Annotated in this window: 18 protein-coding genes; 15 read left to right on the forward strand and 3 right to left on the reverse strand. The window is 46.3% G+C overall.

Annotated features, from left to right (window positions below; all coding sequences use genetic code 11):
• Positions 1-58 precede the first annotated feature (58 nt).
• From RGU72_RS02125 to RGU72_RS02135, 3 genes are all read left to right on the forward strand, one after another.
• Positions 59-1,225, forward strand: a complete 1,167-nt coding sequence (locus tag RGU72_RS02125; protein WP_322118157.1) for a GGDEF domain-containing protein — start codon at positions 59-61, stop codon at positions 1,223-1,225.
• Between the two features lie 134 nt (positions 1,226-1,359).
• Positions 1,360-2,487 carry an MGDG synthase family glycosyltransferase gene (locus RGU72_RS02130; RefSeq protein ID WP_322118158.1) on the forward strand — a complete coding sequence of 376 codons (1,128 nt, stop codon included), beginning with the start codon at positions 1,360-1,362 and terminating at the stop codon, positions 2,485-2,487.
• 69 nt (positions 2,488-2,556) lie between these two features.
• The gene (locus tag RGU72_RS02135) at positions 2,557-3,108 is read left to right on the forward strand and encodes a hypothetical protein (protein ID WP_322118159.1); all 552 of its coding nucleotides are present in this window, start codon (positions 2,557-2,559) and stop codon (positions 3,106-3,108) included.
• Here the strand turns inward: RGU72_RS02135 and RGU72_RS02140 are convergent.
• Positions 3,095-3,880: a helix-turn-helix transcriptional regulator gene (locus RGU72_RS02140; protein ID WP_322118160.1), complete on the reverse strand. Its 786-nt coding sequence runs from the start codon at positions 3,878-3,880 to the stop codon at positions 3,095-3,097. The two genes, RGU72_RS02135 and RGU72_RS02140, sit on opposite strands and share 14 nt — an antisense overlap.
• Positions 3,881-4,104: 224 nt before the next feature.
• Between RGU72_RS02140 and RGU72_RS02145 the strand changes: the two genes are divergently transcribed.
• From RGU72_RS02145 to RGU72_RS02165, 5 genes are all read left to right on the forward strand, one after another.
• A complete protein-coding gene (locus RGU72_RS02145) occupies positions 4,105-5,352 on the forward strand; it encodes an MFS transporter (RefSeq protein ID WP_322118161.1) in 1,248 nt (415 codons plus the stop codon).
• A 325-nt stretch (positions 5,353-5,677) separates the two neighbouring features.
• Positions 5,678-6,175, forward strand: coding sequence for a ribonuclease E activity regulator RraA (gene rraA, locus RGU72_RS02150; RefSeq protein WP_322118162.1), 498 nt, complete (start codon positions 5,678-5,680; stop codon positions 6,173-6,175).
• Positions 6,176-6,457: 282 nt separating this feature from the next.
• Complete coding sequence (locus RGU72_RS02155) at positions 6,458-7,489, forward strand: HD domain-containing phosphohydrolase (protein ID WP_322118163.1); 1,032 nt, start codon at positions 6,458-6,460, stop codon at positions 7,487-7,489.
• A 37-nt stretch (positions 7,490-7,526) separates the two neighbouring features.
• A complete protein-coding gene (locus RGU72_RS02160) occupies positions 7,527-8,687 on the forward strand; it encodes an FIST signal transduction protein (RefSeq protein ID WP_322118164.1) in 1,161 nt (386 codons plus the stop codon).
• Positions 8,688-8,705: 18 nt separating this feature from the next.
• Positions 8,706-12,257, forward strand: a complete 3,552-nt coding sequence (locus RGU72_RS02165) for a PAS domain S-box protein (protein WP_322118165.1) — start codon at positions 8,706-8,708, stop codon at positions 12,255-12,257.
• Between the two features lie 33 nt (positions 12,258-12,290).
• Here the strand turns inward: RGU72_RS02165 and RGU72_RS02170 are convergent, their stop codons facing one another.
• Both RGU72_RS02170 and RGU72_RS02175 read right to left on the reverse strand, forming a co-directional pair.
• A complete protein-coding gene (locus RGU72_RS02170) occupies positions 12,291-12,566 on the reverse strand; it encodes a cupin domain-containing protein (RefSeq protein WP_322118166.1) in 276 nt (91 codons plus the stop codon).
• 121 nt (positions 12,567-12,687) lie between these two features.
• A complete protein-coding gene (locus tag RGU72_RS02175) occupies positions 12,688-13,608 on the reverse strand; it encodes a LysR family transcriptional regulator (protein WP_322118167.1) in 921 nt (306 codons plus the stop codon).
• Between the two features lie 107 nt (positions 13,609-13,715).
• Between RGU72_RS02175 and metE the strand changes: the two genes are divergently transcribed.
• The 7 genes from metE to kdsA all read left to right on the forward strand — a co-directional run bounded on the left by metE (position 13,716) and on the right by kdsA (position 24,368).
• Entirely contained in the window at positions 13,716-16,037 is a 2,322-nt protein-coding gene (gene metE / locus RGU72_RS02180) for a 5-methyltetrahydropteroyltriglutamate--homocysteine S-methyltransferase (protein ID WP_322118168.1), read from the forward strand.
• A gap of 388 nt (positions 16,038-16,425) precedes the next feature.
• A complete protein-coding gene (locus tag RGU72_RS02185) occupies positions 16,426-17,268 on the forward strand; it encodes a TatD family hydrolase (protein ID WP_322118169.1) in 843 nt (280 codons plus the stop codon).
• Positions 17,269-17,271: 3 nt separating this feature from the next.
• A complete protein-coding gene (locus RGU72_RS02190; RefSeq protein WP_322118170.1) occupies positions 17,272-19,848 on the forward strand; it encodes a DNA internalization-related competence protein ComEC/Rec2 in 2,577 nt (858 codons plus the stop codon).
• Positions 19,849-19,879: 31 nt separating this feature from the next.
• Complete coding sequence (locus tag RGU72_RS02195) at positions 19,880-20,716, forward strand: alpha/beta hydrolase (protein WP_322118171.1); 837 nt, start codon at positions 19,880-19,882, stop codon at positions 20,714-20,716.
• Positions 20,717-20,795: 79 nt separating this feature from the next.
• Positions 20,796-21,749: a lipid A deacylase LpxR family protein gene (locus tag RGU72_RS02200; protein ID WP_322118172.1), complete on the forward strand. Its 954-nt coding sequence runs from the start codon at positions 20,796-20,798 to the stop codon at positions 21,747-21,749.
• Between the two features lie 103 nt (positions 21,750-21,852).
• Entirely contained in the window at positions 21,853-23,511 is a 1,659-nt protein-coding gene (locus RGU72_RS02205) for a CTP synthase (RefSeq protein WP_322118173.1), read from the forward strand.
• A 2-nt stretch (positions 23,512-23,513) separates the two neighbouring features.
• On the forward strand, positions 23,514-24,368 hold the full coding sequence (gene kdsA / locus RGU72_RS02210) for a 3-deoxy-8-phosphooctulonate synthase (protein ID WP_322118174.1): 855 nt from the start codon (positions 23,514-23,516) through the stop codon (positions 24,366-24,368).
• Positions 24,369-24,507 lie beyond the last annotated feature (139 nt).

A 24,507-nucleotide genomic window follows, 5' to 3' on the forward strand; every position in this document is an offset into this window, starting at 1 on the left:
CAGGAAAATCATTAGCTTTCATGGATTTTTCACGAATATGATAGGACATTGATACAGCATGATCGAGACCCCTGGTTCCAAGATTGAATCAGCTTTAAACAAGCAAAGCTCTGAGCTAGAAAGTTACAAAAACGATCGTATTTGTAATGACCTTTACAGGCGTGCATTAATTGGCCCAGTGTTTTACCTGATCGCTTGTTTTTTACTGATGGGCATCACTGGCTATCATTTGCGCTGGCCTTGGCTGAGTGCCTTGCTGATATTCACTTTTCTCATTTTATGGGTGATGCGGTACAAGCATCTGCCTCCTGTAGCAGGTACCGACACAGAGAAATACAAGCAGTGGATCAGCCAACATTGGTTGTTAATACAGATAGGCTCGGTGGTTTGGGGGCTGGTACCCGCCGTGATCGGTTATTTAAGAGTGCGTCCCGACAGCGCGATTATGGTAGCGACGATTGCGACCGTTGCATTTAGTACTGCAGCAAGTCAGGCTTTTGCCATGCACCCACGCCAGGCTCGATGGAGTTTGCTAGCGCTGATCTTGCCTGCAGCCCTAGTATTTTTTCTACCGTCACTCGAACTTAGCTCCACTGGCCTGACGCTCTCGTTTTACGTTTTATATTTAATCGCAAATCTGCGCCGGTCTGCTAACGAATATGCTCAGCAGATTGCAACGGAAGTGGATTTAATCCGCAGCCGTGCTGAAATAGATCGACTCTCACTGACGGACATGTTGACTGGTTTATCCAATCGACGGAGTTATGACCAGGCATGGCAACAAGCCTGGCATTTGGCGGTGCGACAAAAAGCGACACTGGCATTGCTGATGCTCGATCTGGATCATTTTAAACATGTCAATGATCGCTATGGCCACCTTGGCGGTGACGCTTGCTTACAGCATTTTTCTGGACTATTACAGCAACACATACGAAGAGGTAGCGATATCATTGCGCGTATAGGCGGTGAGGAGTTTGTGATTATTTTGCCCGCTACCAACGCAGAAGATGCTTATGTGATGGCAGAACAATTGAGATTGATAGTATTAAATACTCCCTGCCAATTTGAAAATATTCAGATTGAGATGACAGTCAGTATCGGTGTCGGTACAGTCAATTTGGATCAGGATATCAATCCATCCGCGACATTTAGCAGAATTGACCGCGCTTGCTATGATGCAAAAAATGCGGGCCGTAACAAGGTCCGGCTGGCGAATATCAATTGACTGAATTCAATTAATTTTGACGTAGATTCATCAATATAGTCCAAAATGAGATTTTGATCGAAGCAAAAAATCTCAATACACCACACTTTACTTAAACGCATGTACCATATTTCATCCATTAAGTCGTATCGACCATGAAGCAAAAAAAGGTCTTACTCCTGAGCGTTTCTGCCGGTGCCGGCCATATGCGCGCTGCCGAGGCGATACGTGCTTATTCGCTTGATCCTCACTATCAGGTGGTGGCAACACATCTGGATGTGATGAATTTTATGACGGCAGGATTTCGTAAGTTATATACCGATTTTTATATCAAACTGGTCAATAAAGCACCAACACTGTGGGGCTATTTATACCAGGCCTCGCACGAGGCGCAGCCCGACAGTACAATGGAAAAAATGCGACGGGCGTTGGAACGTTTAAACGCACGTGCTTTGCTCAAAGAGATTGCTAATTTCAAACCAGATGCAATTATCTGTACGCATTTTTTGCCTGCCGAAATGCTGTCAAGGCTGCTTAAAAAAGAGCGTTTGCATTGTCCAGTCTGGGTACAAGTGACAGATTTTGATTTACACAGAATGTGGGTTCATGAGCGCATGACCGGCTATTTTGCTGCGAATGAAGAGGTAGCTTTTCGTATGCGGGCGCAGGGAATCGCAGCGGATACGATCCACGTGACTGGCATCCCGATCATGCCTAGTTTTGCCAGTCATTTAGATAGGGTGGAATGCGCTAGAGAATTCGGTCTTGATCCCGCTCGCATGACGATTATGTTAATGGGCGGCGGCGCAGGCTTGGGTAGTCTGGATACGATCGCAACACGTTTATTGGCCTTGGATAGCGATTTTCAACTAATTGTTTTAGCAGGAAAAAATTTACCAGCTTTGGCTGAGTTGCAGAGATTGGCAACGCGTTATCCCGGACGTTTATTACCACAAGGGTTCACTGATCAGGTAGAACGTTTAATGTCATGTGCCGATCTGGTCGTGACTAAGCCGGGTGGATTAACGACCTCAGAATGTCTGGCGATGGGCTTGCCGATGATTGTCAATTCACCGATACCAGGGCAAGAAGAGCGTAATGCCGATTACTTGTTAGAGCAGGGTGTTGCACTAAAAGCTTTTGATGATGTGACGCTAGAATATCGCATCCGTTATCTGTTGGCGCATCCAGAAAAACTAGCAGATATGCGTGCCAAAGCGACCGTATTAGGCCGCGCCGATGCAGCGCAGCAAGTGCTGGAGTTGGTCTGTAAAAACACATAAAAGGGTTTTTAAAAACTCCGTATAAAGTAGAGTCAATTGATGCCAATAATGTCGCAAATGAAATCGCAAATGAAATCAAACCAGCCTGAGTCTGACGCAGCTCGGATAACCAAGATCGAAGACTTAAGCCATAAAACTGTTCCTCTTATCGTTACCTTGTTTTGGGTCGCATTATTAGGCTTATTTTTTGCGCAGACAGAAATCCAGATTGAAGGCGGCGCGGGTTGGGCAGCCAACTTACCGACTTGGCGGATAGAGCATCACTGGTTATTAGATATCTTTTGGGGCGGTCGTCCGATGACGGGCTACCACGCTTGGGTGTTTCCTTTTATCTCAATGTTTTTCCATTTTCCGTTTTTTTTCTCGCAACGCTGGACGCTCAAATTAGAAGCTAGAGCGCTGGCTTGCATTATGATGTTTTGGATCGTAGAAGATTTCTTGTGGTTTGTTTTTAATCCTGCTTATGGATTAGCTCGTTTTGATCCCAAGCATGTAGCGTGGCATAAAAATTGGTTTTTATTTGCCCCCTCTGATTACTGGAATTTTTTAGCTGTCGCGGCCATATTATTTTGGTTTTCTTATCGGCAGGGGACAGTCATACGACAGATCAAGGATGTTTAAAAAAAACGGAGGGTGATTGGCCAAAGGCTTTTTTAAACATCGCAGTCAATGCAGATTGACTTGCGTAACCCAATTCTGATGCGACTTGTGATAAGGGCATTCCACCAGCGATCAAAGGCGCCGCACGTGCCAAACGCATTTGCTGGCGCCATGCAACAAAACTCATCCCCAGATCTTTCTCAAAGAGCCGTGCCAGGGTACGGGCCGATGCCCCGACCTGGCAGGCCAAATCGTCTAGAGTCAAATTAGATGAAGGATCATCAATCAGGGTGAGGCAAAGAGTTTTCAGACGTTTGTCGTGCGGCATCGCCACTCTCATTGGCAGACTTTCAGCAATTGCTAACTCGTCTAGCAATACTGCGACCAAATGATTTTCGCGCTGGCCAGCCGGATCTTGTTCCGCCAATCTTAAGACCAGTTCCCGCATCAGCGCAGACACTTCTAACACCACACATTGATCGCCTTTGATCGGCGCAACATCTTGATGAATATAGATGGCGCGCAGACGCGCTGTTTCTATAATCCTTACCTCATGCGCCACATTCGCTGGTATCCAGATTGCGCGAAGTGGAGGCACAAACCAGGTGCTGTCTTTGGCGTGCACTTGCATTACGCCATCCAGCGCATACGTAACTTGTCCCCACGGATGTTGGTGTTGTCGTAGCAGTTCGTCTGCGGCTAGGTTTCTGGCAATGACGCGCACGGGCCTGTCTTTACTAGGAAATAACCTGTTCGGTGCCGATGCTGTTGTGGTGATAGGAGATGTGCTCATAGCGAGTCAATCATAGTTGGCATCTTTACGACAAAGATTGTCTTTTTATCTTAAAACAGACGTAGCGATTTTGCATACACTTTGCTTAAATAAAAATAAATGAAGTGGCAATTAGATGCATAACTTCATAAGGCGACATCATGGCAACGATCAATGATGTTCATTGGCTGCACAATAATGACTAAGTAATTACTAAGCAGCTTCTAACCAGAAAAGAGAATCATATGATCAGTATCAGCAACAGCACAAGGCAACCGGGCAATATGAAGCAAGACGCGCAAGTGATTGGCCTGGTCGGCATGGCGCATAGTATTTCGCATTTTTTTCATTTGATACTGGCACCCTTATTCCCTTGGATTAAAGAGGCGTTCAATCTCTCGTATGCAGAATTGGGCTTATTGATGAGTGCCTTTTTTGTAGTCTCGGGTATCGGGCAAGCTCTGTCTGGTTTTGTGGTGGATAAAATCGGTGCAAGAACCGTACTGTTTTTTGGTGTGAGTTGTCTGGGTGTTGCCGCGCTGGTGTTATCTGGTGCGCAAAATTATTCTATGCTGATGGCTGGATCGATGTTGGCTGGGCTGGGCAATAGTGTATTTCATCCATCAGATTACACTTTATTAAACAAGCGAGTGTCGCCTGCACGCCTTGGATATGCTTTCTCGGTGCACGGAATTACCGGTAATCTGGGATGGGCAGCGGCACCGCTATTTTTGGTGACGATTGCTGGATTTTCCGGCTGGCGTACAGCCCTGTTATCGGCCGCCTTTTTGCCAGTTGTGGTGTTGATCGTATTGTTTGTATATCGCGATGTTTTGCGGACGGATGAGGTACCAAACATAGTGTCTGGTACAGCACCGATGTCAGCTAAGGCCAGCGGTGGGGCAATGGATTTTATGCGTGTGCCTGCGGTCTGGATGTGTTTTGTTTTTTTCTTTATGACGGCAATGGCACTGGGCGGCATACAGAGTTTTGCGTCAGTTGGTTTGCGTGAAATATATAGCATGTCATTGACTTGGGCGACCACGGCTTATACCGCTTACATGCTGGCGTCTGCTGCTGGCATGCTATGGGGTGGTTTTATCGCAGCCAAAACGGCACAGCATGATCGTACGATCAGCATTGCTTTTGCAGTTGCGGGTTGCTTTGCATTGTTGCTGGCAACAGGCTGGGTTGACGCCGCGCTGGCAGTGGTATTGATGGGCGCGATCGGTTTTGGCTCTGGTGTTGCCGGACCTTCGCGAGATTTATTGATACGCGCAGCAGCACCAAAAAATGCCACAGGGCGCGTCTATGGCGTGGTGTACTCCGGTCTTGATACTGGCTTGGCATGCTCACCCTTATTGTTTGGCGCAGTCATGGATGCGCATCATCCAAGCTGGATTTTTGTCTGCATTGGCGTGTTCCAGGTGATGGCGATTTTGACAGCGGTGAATGTGGGGTCAAACACAAAAGCAAGGACGCTGGCTGTTTAACCTCGGCATCAATGTTGGTGTTGAGTACGGGCAAGTTTCGGCCTGAAACGCATTAGTAAATTCTGACCTCTTAGTCAGGCCTGTTAGTCTGAGTTCTTAGCCAGACTAAGAGGCCCGTGTTTTAGACAATAGCAGCGGCTGTGGTTAGAATAAGATCAGCACTCGGATGACGTGTTAGGGAGTCTAAGTTGAATAGCTGTTTTTTTATATGATTAAATATACTCCTAACTAGTATTTTTAATTGTCCTTATATTTATTGGTCATTAAGGATATTTTTGTTAAATATAAAGGGGGTATGTGGTATTTTCAATTTTTGGAGAATCTAATGAGTCTGTTAACCTGTGATATCTGCGATGCATATGAAGACAAAATAGCCAGCAGTGAGCTACAAGTTTTTACACCTATTTTTAAACAATTCGGTCGCAAGACGCAATTTTCCGGACCCGCCGTCACACTGAAATTGTTTGAAGAAAATGTATTGATACGCAATAAGCTAGAAACCCCTGGTAACGGTCAGGTGCTGATCGTCGATGGTGGCGGCAGCCTGCGTTGTGCGCTGGTGGGCGGTAATCTCGCCAAACTGGCGGAGCAAAACGGTTGGGCTGGCATTATCGTCAATGGCTGCATCCGCGACGTGGACGAGATTAATGCCTGCGAGATTGGCGTACGTGCTTTGGCGGCGTTCCCGGTTAAAAGTGCCAAACGCAATACCGGGCAACAAGATGTGCGTGTCCGTTTTGCTGGTGTAACCATTGATGCCGGTGACTGGATTTATGCCGATGCGGATGGCGTGCTGGTGTCGCCAGTGAACTTAATTAATTAGCGTAAATCTTCAGTGCCAGGCTAGATAAGGGAGTAACTGTTTGTCGACATAAAAAATATAAGTTTGTTTCCAAAAAATAAGTGATTTATTAAACCGTCCCCGCTTTTTTTGCTATGATGAAATGGATGTTTATTATTATCCGTGAGAACTTACGCAAAATTGTCTCCGCAACGCAGTTGGGTGGTTTGAGTAAGCCCTTTTAAAGCGAAGCAAACGTAGCAAACGGAGTCAAGGCTCAGAATATATTCCAAAATCACTTAGGTTTATTTTCAAAGGTGTTCAATGAAGGTGCTTATTGTTGATGATAATGCGACAAACTTAGTTCTGCTCAGTGCCTTAGCGAAAGCTGCAGCGGAGGTCGATGTATTGACATTTGAGCACCCCCTCAAGGCAATTGAATGGTGTCAGACAAATAGTCCAGATTTGGTACTGGTGGATTTTATGATGCCAGATATGAACGGACATCAATTCATTGCGCAATTCAGAACTTTGAAAAATTGTGCCGATGTGCCGATTGTGATGGTCACTACCGAAAATGAAAAAAACGTTAGAAAAGAAGCACTTTCTCTTGGAGCAACTGAATTTTTATCTAAGCCAGTTGACCCCAGTGAATTTCGTTTAAGGGTTAAAAATTTATTGGCATTGCGCCATGCTCAAAATTTATTGAAAGATCAGGCGAAGCATTTACGGCATGAAGTATCTCTGGCGACAGCATCAATTTTAGAACGAGAAAAAGAATTAGTTTTACGGCTGTCGAAAGCTGCTGAGTATCGTGATCCAGAGACTGGTGCGCACATCTTGCGCATGGCACACTATTCCGCCTTGATTGCAAAATGTTTAAATCTCACGCCGGAATATCAACAAACCTTGCTTGAGGCTGCTCCTATGCATGACATCGGTAAATTGGCGACGCCAGATCATATCTTGCTCAAGCCGGGTCGGCTTGACGCAGATGAGATGGCGATTATGAAAAAGCATGCTGAAATCGGTGCCGAGATTTTAAGTGGAAGTAACGCGTCATTAATTCAGCTCGCTGCTGAAATTGCAGGTGCCCACCACGAAAAATTTGATGGCAGTGGCTATCCAGCCGGCCTGGTCGGGAATGATATCCCTTTATCTGGGCGCATCGTCGCTGTTGCTGATGTCTTCGATGCACTGACATCAGAGCGACCTTATAAAAAAGCCTGGTCTTTAGACGATGCGCGAAGTTATATTGCTGATAATGTCGGTAGTCATTTTTGCCCTACTTGTGCCCATGTTTTTTTAAACGCTTGGCCAGACGTATTGAAAATTCGATCGCAGTTCCCTGATTAGACAATATTTTTTTAGCTTTGCCGTTGGAGACAAAAAAATGAAAACACAGCAAGTTGTAGTAAAGCTGGACAGCGATTTTGAAAAAATATTAAGTACGATTTTCGACGATGCGCCTGATCTGGTCTTAGTATTCGGTGCAGTACCGTTTTTTACTTCAGCCAACTTTCCACCGAGTGTCAAAAAGCGATTTCCCGAGGCGATTATTTTGGGATGTTCCACTGCGGGCGAAATAGCAGTCGACCGGGTGTATGACGATATCGTCGCGCTGACAACAGTAAAATTTTCTAACACTACATTACGATCCGTTTCAACGCCAATCACCAATATGGCGGACTCGTTTGATGCTGGAGCCAGATTGTCGACTTTGCTGCCGGCTGACGACCTTGCCGGAATATTAGTTTTTGGAACTGGTGTATCGATTAATGGCAGTGCCTTAGTAGCAGGATTACAGTCGGTTTTAGCGCCCAATATTCCCATATCTGGCGGACTCGCAGCGGATGCGGGCGCTTTTCAGCAAACCTGGACTTGGGGTGAATCTGGCGTTGCAGATAATCAGATCGTTGCAGTTGGTTTGTATGGTAAATCAATACAGCTAAGTTACGGTACGTTTGCCGGCTGGGAGCCTTTTGGCCCAGCCAGAAAAGTGACGCGCTGCGCTGAAAATGTTTTATTCGAGCTGGATGGTGAACGTGCATTGGACGTGTATAAACGCTACCTTGGCGACTATGCCAAAGACCTGCCAGGGTCAGGACTGTTATTTCCATTTGAAATGTTAGGTAAAAATCGCGATAAAAGCGGTATTTTTAGAACGATTCTTGGTATAGACGAAGTTGATGGCTCGCTTACTTTGGCGGGCGATATCGATGCTAACGGTTACTTAAGGTTGATGCATTCAAGTACGGATAAATTAATCGAAGGTGCTGAGACCGCAGCGACAACCGCCTTAACTTTAGCTAAACAAGTGGGAAGTGAGTCGCTTGCTATCTTGGTGAGCTGTATAGGCCGAAAACTGGTGATGGGGGATCGTGTCGATGAGGAAGTAGAGGCGGTTGCCGATATTTTGGGGAAAAACACAACGATTACAGGTTTTTATTCTAACGGCGAGATTGCGGGTACGGATTTCCATGGCGAATGCCGTTTGCATAATCAAACGATGACGATCACTTGGATCAATGAAATTGAATCAAATTTAAAATAAACCTTCATTAAATCTCATATGCATCGTACTTTAGCCAGGCAGCTACGACGGAGTTGTGGCATCGAGTCGATCGATAGTTTTGCACTCGTTGTCGAACAAGCACAAGCGCTAGCACCACAATGTTCCGATAATGAGCAGTTGGTTCTATTTCTGAGCGGACTCCCGGAACTCATAGGTAAGATCGATGCGACTTATGGGCAGTTTGAACGTGACCTCGATCTGCGTTCCCGCAGTCTGGATATCAGTTCGTTTGAATTAAGTGATGCTAATGAGCGTATGCGGACAGAATTAACCAGTCGCAACCGCAGTCTAGAATCAGTGCGCAAAGCAGCCGGAGAACTACTTTCTCACTCAGAATTAGTCCTCAACTTGCCCGAAGAGGATGATCTTGAAGTGCTGTCTGCATTATTGCCAAAGCTTGTCAGCCAAAGAGAAGCTAGTCGCTTAGAGTTATACAACCAGCGTTTTGCGATGGATCAACATGCGATCGTTAGCATCACGGACACCGATGGAACAATTATTTATGTCAACGACAAATTTTCCCAGATCAGTGGATACGATCGCTCTGAATTAATTGGCGTTAATCATCGGTTGATCAATTCAAAATTACATCCGCCAGAATTTTTTACTAATTTGTGGGATACCATTTCTAATGGCAAGGTATGGAACGGCGAGATTTGTAATATCGCAAAACAAGGTCATCAATATTGGGTCGACGCGACCATCGTTCCATTTTTGAATCAGGACGGAAAACCGTATCAATACATTGCGATCCGCACCGAAATCACAGAGCGTAAGAAAATGGCGGAGCGTATCGCTAATAGTGAGCGCCAATATCGTACTGTCGTTGATCGCTTAAAAGAGATCGTTTTTAGAACAAACGCAAACGGCATCTGGACATTTTTGAATCCCGCCTGGACAGTGATCACCGGGTTTTCTACTGAAGAGACGATAGGAAAATCATTTTTGGATTTTATTCATCAAAGTGACCGGGCAGCGATTGAGGCAGGGTTATACAAATTACTTGCGGGCTCAAAGGGATACTCACAACATGATGCACGTTATATTACAAAGCAGGGTGGATATCGCTGGATATCGGTCTATGCGCAACTGGAAATTGATAACGGAACCGTTGTCGGCTTAACCGGTAGTTTAGTAGACATTACCGAGCGCAGGAATGCCTCAGAAAATCTCAAAGAAAATCTAAAATTTGTCGATGCGATCTTTGAATCAATTCCGCTGCCAGTTTATTTTAAGGGAAGTGACGGAAAGTTTTTACGTGTTAATAAAGCGTTTTGCGATTTATTTAAAAGTAAGCCCGAGGACTTTATTGGACAAGATAATTATGGCTTGCTTGGTCGCTCTTTTGAAAAAATTTATACCGACGCAGATTTGCAATCGATCAGTTCTGGTGGTGTAGTTTCTCGTGAGAAGGTGGTCGACTTATCTAACGGCATTTGCGTCGATGCCATATTTACTAAAACGGCTTTACTCAAATCTGATGGCAGCATACTGGGTTTGTTAGGAACTATTGTTGATATATCTGATCGCAAAATTGCAGAACGAACCTTAATGCTTGCTAAAGAATCGGCAGAGTCAGCTAATCGCTCAAAAAGCGAATTTCTAGCGAATATGAGTCACGAGATCCGAACGCCGATGAATGGCATTATTGGAATGACTGACTTGGTATTGGACATGGAGTTAGGCACTAATCAAAGAGAATATTTGTCTATCGTTAAATCATCTGCCGATTCATTGTTAGAGATCATTAACGACATATTAGATTTTTCAAAAATCGAAGCTGGCAAGATGGGATTGGAATCGATCGTATTTGATTTCCCGAAAATGATTTTGGAAACCTTGCGCACACACTCATTGCGTGCTGTGAAGAAGGGTTTGGAGCTTGTCCTTGATATTGATTCTGAGATACCTTTTAGGTTACGTGGTGATCCTGGGCGCCTCCGGCAAATTATCAATAATTTGGTTGGAAATGCGATCAAGTTCACCGAGTATGGCGAGATATTGATCTCTGTTAAATTATTAAAAATCAGCGACCATCAAGTCCATTTTTTATTACTGGTGAAAGATACGGGTATAGGTATTTCCGCTGAAAAGCAGCATCGTATTTTCGACGCATTTGAGCAAGAAGATGGTTCAACCACCCGCCGTTTTGGTGGAACGGGTCTTGGTCTGTCAATTACTCGAAGTTTAGTCGCGATGATGGGTGGAACAATTGGTGTGACGAGTATTTTGGGCGAGGGGAGTGAATTTTCTGTTGAATTATCCTTACCATATGAAGATCAACTGCATAGTCAATCCAACCAAAAACAGAATGCCGCATTAGCCGGACTCACTGTTTTTATATCTGATGATAACGAGACCAATCGCAAGGTGTTGCACACCCTGTTATCGAAAGTCGGGATGCAGGTAGTCGATTTTTCTAGCGGTCAGGACTTGTTAACTTACTGTGCTGATCTATCGGCGGTAGCCGATTGCATCGTGATCGATTATGCAATGCCTGGACTCGACGGATTTAAAGTTGCAGAACAGCTTTCGGCGATAGAGCATGTGAAACATATTCCTATTGTGATGTTGTCCTCCAGTGGTATGCCTGGGGATATAAAAAAATGTCGACAGGCTGGTATCCAGGCTTATCTCCTAAAACCTGCTAGCCCAGATGAGATTTATTCAGCGATTGCGAATGTCGTTGGTGGCAGCAGGTCTGCTAACGATGAAGAGAAAATGGTCGTAACGAGACATAGTATTCGAGAAGCGAGTAGTACCTTAAAAATATTACTTGCTGAAGATAACTTCTCGAACCAAGCATTGGCAACTGCTTTATTGGCGAAATGGGGTCATCAGGTTTGGGTAGCTAACAATGGCAAAGAAGCTTTGGAGTTGTACGATAGTTTGACATTTGATGTCATTTTGATGGATTTACAAATGCCCGTGATGGGAGGCTTTGAGGCGACTAAAAAAATTCGTGAACGAGAGCAAGGACATCATATTCATATCCCAATTATTGCGATGACTGCGAATGCATTAGAGGGAGATCAAGAAATTTGTATCGCAAATGGTATGGATGATTATTTGTCTAAACCGTTTAAAGCAGATATTTTTAAGCAAATCCTTGCCAAGCATTTTCCGCGTCAATCAGAGTTAGCCTTGTCATATGGCTCTCCAGCGGACGATATCAGTACCGAAAAAAAGAAGTCTGGTATGGAGTCGTTTGAATCGGGATATTTTGATTATCATGCCGCAATAAGTAGTGCGGACGCTGAAGTAGTAAGTTTGATCGCAGAACACTTTTTAACGCATGCACCAAAACAATTGAGTGATATGAAGGATGCATGGGTTAGCCGGGACCTTGTGACGTTACAGCTCAATGCACACTCGCTGGCGGGATTATTTGGTAATTTCAACGCTGATCCGGCTCGCCATTTTGCGCATGAGATCAATCAAGCGATTAAAGTCCGTCAGCTAGATTCTATCGAGGATTTTTTGCAGTCATTGCAGTTGGAATACGACCGGTTTTCGTTCTATTTATTCGCCCATATCAACCAAGCATAATATTTATTTGTTGCTTTGCTCAGACCGACATGGTTAGTTTTTAACCCAGAACACGATAGTCGAAGTTTTCTCTGCAAAGCGTTCCGCGTGTTCTACGCCCGCATCAATCACGCACCATTCGCCTGCATGAAACGCTTTTTCTTCACCACCACTGGCGACAAACATCGTGCCCTCGGTGACTATCACATAAATCGGCGTGGGGGGTGTGTGCGGCTCTCTGGTCTGATGCTCACGCGTGGCGAACGTCACGTCGCACTGTTCGCTGGTGATTTTGCCTAAATTGAGTAAGGTGTCGGGTATATGCGTCATGGTGTGTTGTCTCACGTCCAGTAAAATAAAAGTGTAGCACCGAGTACAAAAATGGTTTGGAGGCTTGCAAATAATCTCCGCAATAAACGCATTGCATCTACTAGAGTGAAATCAATCAGAATTAAATCAACTCGATGCTCTGTAAATTCAAATAACTGCTTTCTCGTATCGTCTTCACAAAGTCAGTCAAATACGCTTTGTCCGCCAGTTCTGGTAAGCAAGCCGCATACAGTTTGCCCGTCAAGCCGTCAGCAGTGATCCGTTTAGGCAGAACATAATCGCGATTCACATAATTTTGTGCCGCCCAAACCGGTAGTGTGGCGATGCCTCGTTTGCTGGCGACCAGTTGCAACATAGCGACCGTAAGTTCTGTCGTGCGTCTTGTTGCGTCGACGCCAGCCGGCTTGAGCACTTGCCGCACGATGTCTAGCATCTCATCGGGTACCGGGTAGGTAATTAACGTATCGGTCGCAAAATCCTGCGCCACCAGATAATCGCGAGTTGCCAGCAAATGGTCTTTGGCGAGTAGCGCGACGATTTCAAACCGGAATAATGGGTGGTAGCTGACGCTCTCATCATGATCAATCTCAGCCACAATCGCCACATCGGCACGGTTGCTATACAGCAGGCCAACCGGATCTGCCTGAAAACCGGAGACGATATCCAGATCGACTTCTGGCCAGCGATGACGGAATAAATCCATCGCAGGCATGAGCCAGTCAAAACACGTATGACATTCCACCGCGATGCGTAATTGCCCGGCAACCCCTTGCGCTAGACGTGCGAGGTCTCGCTCGGTATTGGCGATTTGTGGCAACACCGCGTCGGCCAGTTGTAGCAGTCGTTCTCCTGCTGGCGTAAAACGTATCGGTGTCGATTTGCGTTCGAACAAGGCGCTACCGTGGTGCTCTTCCAGCAATTTGATTTGGTGCGACAGCGCAGATTGCGTCACATTTAACAGTGTTGCAGCGCGCAACAGATTGCCAGCCTCACGCAAAGCGTGCAGGGTTTTGAGGTGCCGGACTTCCAGAATTGATTGCATAAACGGTTTTTACTATTAGTGAAATTCAAGTTGATTCTTAAAATTTATCGTTTGAATCATAAACGACGTTGCACCATCATGACAACACTTAGATAAAAGGAGTTGTCATGGCATTAGCACATATTTTGGGATTTCCGCGCATCGGTGCGCAGCGTGAATTGAAATTTGCGCAAGAAGCGTTCTGGCGTAAAGAATTGTCCGAAGAGGCCTTACAAGATATCGGCACTGATTTGCGGGCGCGACACTGGGGTGTGCAGCAGCAAGCCGGTCTGGATTATGTTAGCGTCGGCGACTTTGCCTGGTACGATCAGGTCTTAAACACGCTGGCATTACTGGGTGCTTTGCCGACACGATTTGGTTTTGATCCGCAGGCTTTGTCCTTAGAAAATTATTACAGCGCCGCGCGCGGTAATAGCGCCAATGTCGCGATGGAAATGACCAAATGGTTTGATACTAATTATCATTATCTGGTGCCAGAATGGACTACTGATACCCGCTTTGATGGCGGCGTTGATTGGTTATTTGATGAGCTTGCACAAGCCCAAAAATTGGGACATGTCGCCAAGGTGACGTTGATCGGGCCGATCACTTTGCTCTATCTGGGCAAGATCAAAGGCGACGCAGGTAAACAGCTTCAGCATAAACTTGATTTACTGCACAAGATAGTTCCGGCTTATCAAAAAGTCCTGGCGCGCTTGCAAGCTGCCGGGGTGGAATGGGTGCAAATCGATGAGCCGGTTTTGTCGCTAGATCTGGATCAGCAATGGCAAAAAGCGTTTCAGCCTGCGTATGTCGCGCTGGCAAAGACGGCACCAAAAATTTTGCTGGCAACCTATTTTGAGGCGGTAACAGACTATGCAAATTTATTGCATCAATTGCCGGTAGCGGGTGTTCATCTTGATCTGGTGAGAGCGCCGCAACAACTGGCGGACTTTTTCGCCAATGGGGCGCAAACGTGGCCAAAAGCACGCGTGTTATCTGCGGGAGTGATCGACGGTCGCAATATCTGGCGTGCGGATTTATCAGTCTTACTCAAGCAATTGCAACCACTGCAAAAGCAATTAGGCGATCAGTTATGGATTTCATCCAGTTGCTCTCTGTTGCACGTGCCAGTCGATCTGGCGACCGAGACAGCGCTCGATGCTGACTTAAAAAGCTGGCTCGCATTTGCGACACAAAAGCTCGATGAGATTGTCGCCTTAAAACAAGCCTTAAACGGACAAGCAGCCTCGGTCATTGCCCACTTTACTGCATCGCAAATCGCCATCCATAAACGTGCTACCTCGACCCGTATTCACAATCCTTTAGTCAAGCAAAGAGTCGCTGGCGTTACCGCGGCGGACGCAGAACGCCAAAGTGCATTTCCGCAGCGGATTGTGAAGCAACAGGCACGTTTTCAATTGCCTTTGTTCCCAACCACGACGATAGGCTCTTTCCCACAAACGAAAGAGATCCGGCAAGCGCGCGCGGCTTACAAGCGTGGCGACCTCAGTCATCTGGATTATCTAGACACTATGCGTGCTGAGATCAGTCTGGTGGTAGAGAAGCAAGAGCAACTGGGCATTGATGTGCTGGTGCATGGAGAGCCAGAACGTAACGACATGGTGGAATATTTCGGTGAGCAGCTGTGGGGTTATGGTTTCACACAAAATGGCTGGGTGCAAAGTTATGGTTCCCGCTGTGTGAAGCCGCCATTTATTTATGGCGACGTGTATCGACCAGAAGCCATGACAGTCGCCTGGAGCGCCTATGCCCAGAGTCTGACGGATAAAACCATGAAAGGCATGCTGACCGGCCCCGTGACGATGTTGCAATGGTCGTTTGTACGCGACGACCAGCCACGCGCTACGACCGCTTTGCAAATTGCATTGGCATTACGTGATGAGGTCTGTGATCTGGAAAAAGCAGGCATCGGCATGATACAAATTGACGAACCCGCTTTCCGCGAAGGCTTGCCATTACGCCGCAGCGATTGGCCCGCGTACCTGGATTGGGCAGTACGTGCCTTCAAAATCAGCGCATCCGGCGTGCCCGATGATACGCAAATCCACACCCACATGTGCTACTCAGAATTCAATGATATTTTGCCTTGGATCGCCGCCATGGATGCCGATGTCATCACGATAGAAACCTCGCGCTCGGATATGGAATTGCTAGATGGTTTTGGCGATTTTGCTTATCCCAACGATATCGGCCCGGGCGTCTACGACATCCATTCGCCACGCGTAGCCAAGGTCAGCGAAATGCAAAGGCTGCTGCAAAAAGCGCGCAGCGTTTTACCAGACCGCCGGCTTTGGGTAAATCCAGACTGTGGACTGAAGACTCGCGACTGGCCTGAGACAATGGCTGCGTTAGAAAACATGGTACAAGCCGCCAAACTCTTACGAGCAAGCGTAGCGGATCATGAGGAGCATCTGGATTGCTGCTGAGCTAAATTATTGCTGAGGTAAGCCTTAGAGAGTTAGAGCTGCCAGAGGTTGCGTTTTTATATCAATCTCTGGTAGTCATCTTGGTGCGGAAGATTTTGCATCTCTCGTCAAATATTACTTTCAATACTAATTCAATATACTCCCCTAATATTTTTTAATAAATGCTGTATTGTCCAATGATTATATGGACAATATAAATATACCTACTACCAGTATATTTATAATGCTTGTTGCGAAATCGTTAGAAGTTCATTGACGATATGATTTATTTTTCCTCTGGGTATCGATGATTAGTTAGCAAGATCAGGCGGTATAATCCTAGGATGCTCCCAAATCCAATTCATCCTGCATATCAAGATCAAAAGCAAGATCAAGCCAAGGCAATGCCATGTGGATAGACACGCACTGCCATTTAGATGCGATGGAATTCGATGGCGCGTCGCTAGCGGTGGCTGATGCTGCCGCACAAAAAGCCGTGTCGGCGATTGTGATTCCTGCTATTCATCCGAGTAATTTTGAGGCGGTGAAAAACCTGGCGCAGCAACGCAGCGATTGCTTTTATGCCCTGGGTATTCATCCAATGTTTGTACCGACTTCGCAAGAGAGTGATTTGCAGCTATTGCGTGAAAAGGTGTTAACAATCATGTCACGTGATGTAGGCATTACAGAGGACGGCGCAATAACGCGGTTTGTGGCAATCGGTGAAATCGGCTTAGATTTTTTTGTGCCGGCGTTAACCCAAAGTCCCCTGCGCGAAAAGCAGGAATTTTTTTATGTCGAGCAATTAAAAATCGCACGTGATTTTGGCTTGCCGGTGTTGTTGCATGTCAGACGATCGCAAGATCAGATACTCAAATATTTACGCAGAATTAAAGTCGTTGGCGGCATTGCGCATGCATTTAATGGCAGCCAGCAGCAGGCGCAGACGTTTATTGATTTAAATTTTAAACTGGGCTTTGGCGGCGCGATGACTTATACCCGCGCTCTTCAGATCCGGCGCATGGCAAGCAACTTGCCGCTGTCTGCCATCGTGCTGGAAACAGATGCGCCGGATATCTCTCCCAGTTGGTTGCACCCAGCGATCAATAGCCCAGCAGAATTACCGCAGATCGGTGCAGTATTGGCAGAGTTGCGCGGGATGACGACCATGCAAATTGCCGCGCAGTCTACCGCCAACGCGCTGGAAGTTTTACCCCGGTTGCCGCGCTCACTTCGTTCACTCTTAGCGTAAACGATGCGGGCAGCGATCATCAGTTTTGTCATTGGTGTTGCTTGCTTGCAGCAACAGGCGGCGCTGCTGGACAGTTTTGACTTGACTGTGCTGGCGGTGATTAGCCTGATGTGCATAGTGCTCAATTCTTTGCTGAGTCCTATCATCAATTCATGGCTTTCTGAGCGGATTATTTCTTCAGTTTTTTATCGCGCCTTCAATTTATGCGCTAAATGTGTAGGTGCCGCTGGCTTGGGTTTTGTATGGGCAAGCACGTTTGCCCATTTTTATCTAGCGCAAGAATTACCCAACGTTTGGGAGGGCAAAGATATCACTGTGGTTGGTACGATAGACAGCTTGCCATTTCAATTCGAACAGGGAGTACGCTTCAATTTTTTGGTGGAGCAAGTTCTTGCCGGTAGTGATGGAGATGAGCAAAAACCAGTCGTGCCATCTAAAATTGCCTTGTCCTGGTATGCACCTCTCAGATCATCAAATAGTACCGTCGCTGCGGTGCAGCCGGGAGAACGCTGGCGGCTGACTGTCCGTCTGAAGCGACCGCATGGCAACGCAAATCCTGATTCTTTTGATTATGAGGTGTGGCTGCTGGAGCAAGGCTTACGCGCTACCGGAACGGTACGCAATAGCTTGGCTAGTAATAATTTAGTGCTTGCCGATCCTATGGTGACTGATCCTGCACTGACTGATTCGGTGACTAATTCAGTGACTGATTCACCAACTAATACAGTGGCTAACTCCAATCAGCGTATAACGCCATTTGTATGGAGTATTGGCAATCTGGTTGAGCGCGGCAGAGCAGCTTTGCGTGCCCGTATCCATGCAGCTTTGCCTGCGCACACTTATGCCGGCGTGCTGGTGGCGTTGGTGGTGGGTGACCAGCGCGAGGTCGCGCAATCTGACTGGAAAGTGTTCAACAGAACGTCGGTAGGGCATCTTTTCTCTATCTCAGGGTTGCATATTACGATGGTGGCGGGTTTGTTTGCTGGCTTGATCTATTGGTTATGGCGTCATTCATTTTTTCTTAGTCATGTTTTAAAAAAACCATTATCGATTCACTTACCTGCGCAAAAAGCGGCAGCATTAGCGGGTGTGTTAATGGCACTGACCTATGTCGCTTTGGCAGGATTTGGTGTGCCTGCACAACGCACTTTGTACATGCTGAGTGTGGTTGCACTGGCCTTGTGGTGTGGACGTCTGACGAGTATTTCGCATGTGCTTTGTTTAGCCTTGGGTGTGGTTGTGGTGCTTGATCCTTGGGCGGTATTGTGGCCGGGATTTTGGTTGTCGTTCGGTGCGGTTGGGATTATTTTATTTGCGTCTGTTGGTCGTATTTCTTCTTCAAAACCAGTCAGCTGGCGTGGTCGTCTATTTAGCATGTTGCGTGCCGCGACCTTCACCCAATATGTGGTGACCATTGGCTTGGTACCTTTGACCTTATTACTGTTTGGACAGCTATCTTTTGTAGGCCCGATCGCAAATATGCTGGCGATTCCCTTAGTCAGTTTTGTCGTGACTCCGCTCGCTTTATTGGGTAGCGTGTTACCTGCACCGATGAGCTCTTGGGTGCTGGAGCTTGCGCATGTTTGTGTCGAGTTTCTTGCCCGATTTTTAGATTATTTAAGCACCCAAAGTTTTGCGGTATTTACTACGCCAATGCCGCCGCTATGGATGGCTGGGGTGGCGATGCTAGGTATTTTATGGTTACTGGCACCACGTGGTTGGCCTTTGCGCTGGCTGGGTATTTTCTGTTGTTTGCCATTAATTTTACACCAGGCAAGTCAGCCAATTGAAGGTGAAATGACGGTAACCGCACTGGATGTAGGGCAGGGTATGAGTCTGCTGATAGAGACAGCTCACCATCGCTTGTTATATGACACCGGTCCTTCATATTCGCCAGAGTCGGACGGAGGTAGTCGCGTGATCGTGCCTTACTTGCGCGCGAGGGGGATTTCATCTTTGGATGGTGTGATGATTTCGCATAATGACAGCGACCATTCTGGTGGTGCTTTAAGTATTTTTAAAGAGATGCAAATTACGTGGGTGAGTAGTTCATTAGCTAGTGATAGCCCTGTGGTTTTGGCTGCCATAAATCATCGTCGTTGTTTAGCTGGGCAAGCGTGGTCTTGGGACGGTGTAAATTTTGAGGTTTTGCAGCCAGCACCAGCCAGTTATGAAAGCCAGAAGTGGAAGCCAAACGCCCGTAGTTGTACTTTAAAAATTTCTACCAAAACCCATTCGATGTTGTTGGCGGGTGATATCGAGGCAATTCAAGAAGATGAGCTGGTGAATAGCATCCCAGCTAAATTGCATGCCGATGTATTGCTCGCACCGCATCACGGTAGCGGGACGTCTTCCACTCCCGCATTTTTACAGACAGTGCAGCCTCAGTTAGCAGTATTTCAGGTCGGTTATTTAAATCGTTACCATCACCCCAAACCAGAAGTATTTCAACGATATGCCGATTTTGGAATAAAACGTCTAAGAACAGACGAGGCTGGTGCAATCACATTACAATTCGGCACTGAATTGCGCTTTTCTGAATATCGTAGCGAGCATCGTCGTTATTGGTATCAAAGGTGATTGCCCTACCTACTGACTTACCACTTATCTTATGCCAACAGAATCTACAGAATTGAGGGAATTAACTAAGCCTGCGCTTCATTTTGCTCATGCTAATAGTTTTCCAGCCGGGACCTATCGCGTTTTTTTTGAGCATTTACGTCAGCATTACGATGTACGGGCTTTACCTTTACATGGACATAATCCTGCTTATCCTGTGACGGATAGCTGGCCGTATTTAGTGCAAGAATTAGTTGATACCCTGCAAGCTAGTTATCAAGAGCCGGTTATTTTGGTGGGGCATTCTCTGGGTGGAATGTTAGCGACGATGGCCGCAAAAGCGCGACCGGATTTAGTCCGTTGTGTAGTGTTATTAGACTCGCCATTGGTGGCTGGTTGGCGTGCGATGTTGTTGCATTGGTTTAAAGCTTTAGGTATAGATAAAAAATTCTCGCCTTCTCGTTTTTCAGAAAAACGCAGAAATCAGTGGAAAGATGCTGAGGAGGCATATCAACATTTTGCCAGCAAAGAAATGTTCGCCATTTGGCCGCCAGAGGTGCTGCGTGATTACATTAATGCGGGCATCACACCGAATCAGCATGGTGATGGTGTCACTTTGCGTTTTACGCGTGAGGTGGAGACGGCCATTTATTCCACTTTGCCGCATGGCCTTGGTTATCTGGCTCGCACAGGTTTGGATGTGCCTGTTGGTTTTGTCGGTGGTACTGAGTCAGTGGAGTGCAAACAAGCGGGTTTGGATGCGACTAAAAAATTGGTCGGTAATCATTTTGTGCAAATCGCTGGCGGACATTTAATCCCGATGGAGTCGCCAGCACAAACAGCTGCGGCGACCCATGCGATGATTTTGTCTCTGATTGGTAGTGCGTAGAGTTTAGTCAATAGACTATAGGATCAAGCTTGGCTCAGACGCCTTAGTTTTTTTTATCTTTTTTAGCTAATTTAATATGATGTCAATTTTAAGCAAAAACAATCTGTGCCTATCTTTGTTTGTCTTAAGCGCGCTTAGCTCTGTTCAATCTCAGGCAAGTGATTTGTCGTGGAGTGAATGGCAAGATGTACATGCAAAAGGAAGCGCATTTTTGCAAATAACGATTGATAACGATAGCTTGTTACTGACCGATAAAGATCGTTTTTATACTAGCGGCAATCATTTATCGCAAACTTTTTTTCTGAAGACGTCAAATCAAGAAGTTAGCTATACCTGGCAAGTCGGACAAGATTTATATACGGCGTCTGATATCAAGCTGACACCTGCGCAAATCCCGAAAAACGATCACCCCTATGCTGGTTGGTTATTTGGCGGAATTTATCGTGAGGTAGCTAATACAGAAGGCCAAGACAGCAAAGTAGGATTAGAGCTTGGTTGTCTAGGGCCTTGCGCGGGCGGTGCCTGGACGCAAAACAATTTACATAGAATTATTAAGCAGCCGTTGCCGCAAGCCTGGAGTACTCAAGTGTCCAACGAGCCAGGTTTTGTTCTGTCTGGCGAATGGACGCCACTGCGCTGGACGGCTTCATCAATCGTGGATATTAGTCCCAGAATCAAGGCTCGATTTGGGAACATTTTTACCGATGTAGGTGCCGATATGACTTTGCGTGTCGGTGCGCTTAATGCCTTGCCGCAACAGCCTGCACACTATGCATTTTTAAGAGGAGAGGCCAAGGAAGTCGCTTATAACGCCACGCTTCAAGGCGGTTATTTTAATCATCAACGTGATGAACAAAATACGGGTATCACGCCAAAGCGATCAGTTGGAGAGCTTGAATTAGGTTATTTTTGGCGCACTCCTGCTTATGGCATAAGTGCATCTGTGCTGCGGCGCAGTAATGAAATTAAAGAGCTTTCTAATAGTATCGGTGCTCAGAGCTTTGCTCGCTTGCAATTCTTTTATGCGATGTAATTCTTGAATAATTGAGTCATGATTTTTTCATGACTCGTTGGAGAGCGGCGCTGTTTGGGGTATAATTCGAATTTCCCGCTCGTGCCGTCTGGCACCTTCTGCAATGACTAAGTTTGTATTCGTTACCGGGGGCGTCGTGTCCTCCCTAGGCAAAGGCATTGCTGCCGCCTCCCTTGCTGCGATTCTTGAATCTCGCGGCCTCAAAGTTACCATGCTCAAGCTTGATCCCTACATCAATGTGGATCCAGGCACCATGAGCCCGTTTCAGCACGGTGAAGTTTTCGTCACCGACGACGGCGCTGAGACTGATCTCGATTTGGGACACTATGAGCGTTTCATTACTGCCAAAATGAAAAAGGTGAATAACTTCACCACCGGGCAGATTTATGAATCCGTGATCCGCAAAGAACGTCGTGGCGAATATCTGGGCAAAACTGTTCAGGTTATCCCGCACATCACTAACGAAATCCAAGATTACATCCATCGCGGTGCAAATGGTTTTGACGTAGCACTGGTCGAAATCGGTGGCACGGTTGGCGATATTGAATCTTTACCTTTCCTTGAAGCTGCACGTCAATTAAGTTTGCGTGCTGGCCGCCATGCTGCAGCATTTGTGCATTTGACTTTGGTACCGTATCTGGCCTCTGCCGGTGAATTAAAAACCAAACCAACACAGCACAGCGTACAAAAACTGCGTGAAATAGGTATCTCTCCAGATGCTTTGCTGTGTCGTGCCGATCGCCCTATCCCGGATGATGAGCGCGCAAAAATATCCTTGTTTTCTAACGTGCCGGAAGAGGGTGTCATCTCTGTCTGGGATGCGGACACGATTTACAAGATTCCACAAATGCTGCATGACCAGGGTCTGGATCGTATCGTTTGTGAAAAACTTGCTTTGTCACCAAAACCAGCCAATCTGGAAATGTGGGACAAACTGATTTATGCATTAGAAAATCCAAAAGAAGAAGTCACCATCGGTATGGTCGGTAAATATGTCGACCTGACTGAATCGTATAAATCCTTGACTGAAGCTTTGCGTCATGCGGGTATTCATACCGAAAGTCGTGTGAATATCGAGTACGTTGATTCAGAAGAAATCGAAGCAAAAGGTACTGGCGCATTAGAAAAGTACGACGCGATTTTGGTTCCGGGTGGTTTCGGCAAGCGCGGTGTAGAAGGCAAAATTATTGCAGCCCGTTATGCACGTGAAAACAAAATCCCTTACCTCGGTATTTGCCTTGGTATGCAAGTCGCTTTAATTGAATACGCACGTAACAAAGCTGGTTTGACATTAGCAAACTCAACCGAGTTTGATCAGCAGACAGAACAGCCAGTCGTCGCATTAATTAACGAATGGCAAAATCATGACGGCAAGGTAGAAACCCGTGATGAAAACTCTGATCTGGGCGGTACCATGCGTCTGGGCGCACAGACTTGTGCGGTCAAGCCAAATACTTTGGCATCAGAGATTTATGGCAATGTCGTCACTGAGCGTCACCGTCATCGTTATGAAGCCAATAATCATTACCTGGCACGTGTTGAGCAAGCTGGACTGATCGTTTCTGCGCGTACGCCAACCGAAGATTTATGCGAAATCATGGAGTTGCCACGTACAGGTCCAAATTCACATCCTTGGTATCTTGGTGTGCAATATCACCCTGAGTTTAAATCGACGCCGCGTGAGGGACATCCGCTATTTATCTCCTTTGCTAAAGCTGCTATTGCGCACAAATTGGCAAACCAAAAAGCGAACGGACAATAATTATGAAGCTCTGTGGATTTGATGTTGGTCTGGATCAGCCCTTTTTCTTAATCGCAGGTCCTTGTGTTATCGAGTCGCACCAAATGGCGCTTGACACAGCAGGTGCTTTAAAAGAGATGACGACAGCTTTAGGTATCCCTTTCATTTATAAGTCGTCTTTTGATAAAGCCAATCGCTCGTCAGGTTCTAGTTTCCGTGGTTTGGGAATGGAAAAAGGTTTAGAGATTTTGGCTGATGTTAAAAAACAATTGCAGGTCCCGGTGCTGACAGACATCCATGCGATTGATGAGATAGCGGCAGTTGCTGCGGTGGTTGATGTATTGCAGACGCCTGCTTTTTTATGTCGTCAGACTGATTTTATTGAGGCTTGTGGCCGTTCTGGTAAGCCAGTCAATATTAAAAAAGGGCAGTTCCTTGCGCCACATGACATGGTCAATGTCATCGCCAAGGCACGTGCCGCAGCAAAATCTGCCGGTCTGCTTGAGGATAATTTTATGGCGTGCGAGCGCGGTGTCTCATTCGGCTACAACAATCTTGTATCTGATATGCGCTCCCTAGCAATCATGCGTGAGACCAATTGTCCGGTGGTATTTGATGCGACGCATTCTGTACAATTGCCAGGTGGTCAGGGTACGACCTCAGGTGGTCAACGTGAATTTGTGCCAGTACTGGCGCGTGCTGCGGTGGCGGTGGGTATTTCTGGTTTGTTTATGGAAACCCATCCAGATCCGTCCAAAGCAATGTCAGATGGCCCAAATGCGGTACCGCTAGGTCGTATGAAAGAATTGCTGTCTACATTGATCGAGTTGGATCGCGTCGTTAAAAAGAATGGATTCCTTGAGTCTAGTTTTGCTTAGTCAAGACGCTTACTAGCGTATTGGCAAATATTTTTTAACAGGACTTACGCAAAATTATCCCAGCTAGGAGTTACAACGCAGCTAGGGCGGTTTTTCGTAAATCCGATTTAAATAGTTTGTTCACTATATTGCATGTTTA

The sequence above is a fragment of the Undibacterium sp. 5I1 genome (genome assembly GCF_034314085.1).
GTDB lineage: Bacteria > Pseudomonadota > Gammaproteobacteria > Burkholderiales > Burkholderiaceae_D > Undibacterium.